The following is a 3,319-nucleotide window of genomic DNA, read 5'->3' as shown; positions in this document are numbered from 1 at the left end:
ACTAATGTGCATTTCCTTGATGACTCGGAGGGTAATCCCTGCAGTTGGAACTGGGATTTTGGCGATGGAAACACCAGTAATGAGGAAAATCCCTTTCATACCTATTTTTCAGAAGCGAGTTATACCGTAGAACTGACTGTATCCAATGAATATGGTGAAGATACAGAAACGAAAACGAATTATATTGATGTAGGGAGTGCTCCCAGAGCAAATTTCAGCGTAGATAAAACAAAAATACCACCCGGAACTGCTGTTCAATTTACCGATAATTCAGATGGTAACCCCGACAGTTGGAGCTGGGATTTTGGCGATGGATATACCAGCAGGGAAGAAAACCCATCCCATACTTATTCCAGAGAAGGGATTTATACGGTGGAACTGACAGTATCAAATGAATATGGCGAAGATACAAAGACAAAAGGGGATTGTATTTTAGTTGAACCGGAAGATAGAGATTGATTTAATCAACACAGCTTTTAACTATAACCTAAAATTCCTTTCTGATTATGCTACTTCAAGAGCGCTTTCCTATCAAAATCCTAAAACATATTTCCAAAATGAAATAACCGCCACGTATCATATAACTAACTGGAAGCCGAATCCATATTTTGCCTTTAAATACTATGTGCCACTCTATCAAAAACCATTTCCGGTAGTTGATAAAAATCGCTTCACAATAGGTACTGATTTTGCACTGATCAACAACCTTGAACTGGGTATTTCATATATGTTTGAAAAGAGTTTGGGAGATACCTCTTTCTATCTTCATATTCTTTCTTTTGGGCTAACCTACGGATATTAACCCCTAAAATCGACACGATTCCAAGCAAGGCAGATCAAATACAGGCATGAATTGGTTACCTTACCGGTCAAATTCTTGCTTTTTTTTGGCAATATATTAAACCGGTTCCTGAACGGTTTCGCGTACCGGAAAAAAGGCTGCATATTAAGGCTACTGGTGTGGGCCCCTTTTGAACTTTGAGCTCCATGATTTATGCCAGACTTTGTCATTCTTTGATGAATACATACTCCGGTTTGACGAGCGATTTCATGAGTCAGGCGCTTCATCATTACCTTTGAACCAAAAATTTGGGTTATGGAATCAAAACAATCAAAAAACACTGAAAGCCAAAATAATAAATTCGAAAGGTTTTCGACCGGTGAATACATAGAAGTAACCTGTGGAGGCCAATTGGTGGCTGAATTTGAGTATAGCAACGATCATGGTTTGTTTTTTGGTGTAGATTATACCGAAGAATTTGAGGGTTTTGTCAACCAATGTATTACTGATCTGGAAGATGGCTTTAGAATAGACGATGCATTCACACCTACAAGCCTGTTAAGTCTGTTGGAAGAGCTGAAAGCAGAAATCCCAGAATTGGCAATTTACGGCAGAACGCTTTTGGAAAAAAGAATAGATGAAGGAACCCTGTAACTGAAATGGATAATGGGATCCAAAGGCGTTGACTGAAAAGAAATAACTGTTGCAGCCCTAAGTACCTATAACATGAGCAAGAATGTGTAGAAGCGCAAAGATGGAGGATGGGATGATTATTCTTGAATAATCCGGGTTAAAAAGGCTAACAAAAAGAAAACGATGTTTGGATTTCTCCGATAATTTTTGTTTTTTGTATCTCATTTAATTAATAAAACAATTCCCAATGCATTCGGATTACTCCAATAAAAACAACAATTCACCGGGCAGATACCTCGGCCGCAGGGATTTCATCTACAAAATACTGGCCGGTACAGGAGGGATGCTCCTCCTGAACAAGTGTGCAAAAAACCAACAAACCCTGCCGAACATCGTTTTGATCATTTCTGATGACCAGGCATGGGGAGATTACGGCTTTATGGGCCATAAAGCAATAGAAACGCCTAACCTGGATAAATTGGCCTCGGAAAGTCAGGTATATATACGAGGCTATGTTTCCGAACCCCTGTGTGGTCCTTCCCTGTCATCGATGGTTACCGGACTGTATGCCCATCAGCATGGATATACCAGCAACGATCCCCCTGTTGTCGGGGAAGATACAGGATGGAATCCCAAAGGATGGCCAAAAAAGCGCCGGAAATTGAGGGAACAGATGATCTCCAATGTGGACCCGCATCCCACCATACCGGAAAAATTGAAAAAACTCGATTATTTGAGTCTGCAAACAGGCAAATGGTGGCTGGGCAACTACCGCCGTGGAGGATTTACCCATGGAATGACCCATGGAGACATGGACCGGGGTGGCAGGCATGGCGATGAAGGCCTGGACATCGGAAGGGAAACCATGGAACCCATTTATGATTTTATTGACAACAGGGAAAAACATCCTTTCTTTATCTGGTACGCCCCTTTCCTGCCCCATCGGCCGCATAATCCGCCGGACCGCCTGTTAAACAAATACCGCAAGGAAACAGATTCACTGCCTATTGCCAAATACTGGGCCAACTGCGAATGGTTCGACGAAACCTGCGGAACGCTTTTGGATCACCTCGAAAAAAAGGGAATTGCCGACAACACAATGATAATCTATGTATGCGACAATGGATGGATTCAGGATCCGGAGAAAAGTGGTTATGACGAGAGATCCAAACGAACTCCTTACGAAGGTGGTATAAGGACTCCCATTATGGTAAAATGGCCGGGCCATACCAAGCCGGAAATGGATAAAACCACCCCGGTAAGCAGCATCGATCTGGCACCAACAATCCTGCAAGCCTGCGGACTCAGTAAAACAGATGAGATGCAGGGGATCAGTCTGCTTAATAAAAAAGCTCTGAAAAATCGGAATACCGTATTTGGGGCTGCTTATACACATGATGCCGTCGATATAGACAACCCCATATCCAGCCTTAAATACTCGTATGTATTGGAAGGCGAATGGAAGCTGATCATGCCTTCCGGAAGGAACGGCACAGGGACTCAGCCTGAATTATATCATGTAATCGAAGACCCGGATGAAACCAATAACCTGGCGGGATCAAAACCGGAAAAAGTAAACCATCTGAAAGAACAGATCAGGGAATGGTGGAGCAAAGCCGTACCGGAGTAAAAGCTTAAAAACCGACGAAAAAAGCAGGTTTCTTTTTGATTATAACCATTCTTGCGCTATCCGGATGCAAAAATTCACGAATTAACAATAAACGGTACCTTACCGGGCAAGTTTTGCCAAAAAATGCAAGAATTTGACCGGTAAGGTACTAAAGGGTTATAAAATCATCTACAGCAACGAAGCCGATTCACTGAACAAAAGAGCAGCAAGCCAGCTCCATTTTTACCTGAAGCAAATGTCCAAAGCAAAGATTCCGTTGGTAAAAGAAGGTAGAT

Annotated in this window: 4 protein-coding genes; all 4 read left to right on the top strand. The window is 42.3% G+C overall.

Going from position 1 to position 3,319, the window contains the following annotated elements; genetic code table 11:
- On the top strand, positions 1–459 hold a 459-nt coding region (locus KGY70_14250), incomplete at its 5' end, for a PKD domain-containing protein (protein ID MBS3776352.1).
- Positions 437–802, top strand: a complete 366-nt coding sequence (locus tag KGY70_14245) for a hypothetical protein (protein ID MBS3776351.1) — start codon at positions 437–439, stop codon at positions 800–802. The genes KGY70_14250 and KGY70_14245, both read left to right, overlap by 23 nt.
- A gap of 294 nt (positions 803–1,096) precedes the next feature.
- Positions 1,097–1,435: a hypothetical protein gene (locus KGY70_14240; protein MBS3776350.1), complete on the top strand. Its 339-nt coding sequence runs from the start codon at positions 1,097–1,099 to the stop codon at positions 1,433–1,435.
- Between the two features lie 226 nt (positions 1,436–1,661).
- Positions 1,662–3,044: a sulfatase gene (locus KGY70_14235; GenBank protein ID MBS3776349.1), complete on the top strand. Its 1,383-nt coding sequence runs from the start codon at positions 1,662–1,664 to the stop codon at positions 3,042–3,044.
- The last annotated feature ends 275 nt before the right edge of the window (positions 3,045–3,319 follow it).

Source organism: Bacteroidales bacterium (genome assembly GCA_018334875.1).
Lineage (GTDB): Bacteria > Bacteroidota > Bacteroidia > Bacteroidales > UBA12077 > JAGXLC01.
This window is presented reverse-complemented; position numbering and strand designations above follow the sequence as displayed.

Bases quoted from the DNA above. Each gene is read 5' to 3' on its own strand.
- KGY70_14235 (MBS3776349.1), top strand. From the start codon at position 1,662: ATGCATTCGGATTACTCCAATAAAAACAACAATTCACCGGGCAGATAC.
- KGY70_14240 (MBS3776350.1), top strand. From the start codon at position 1,097: ATGGAATCAAAACAATCAAAAAACACTGAAAGCCAAAATAATAAATTC.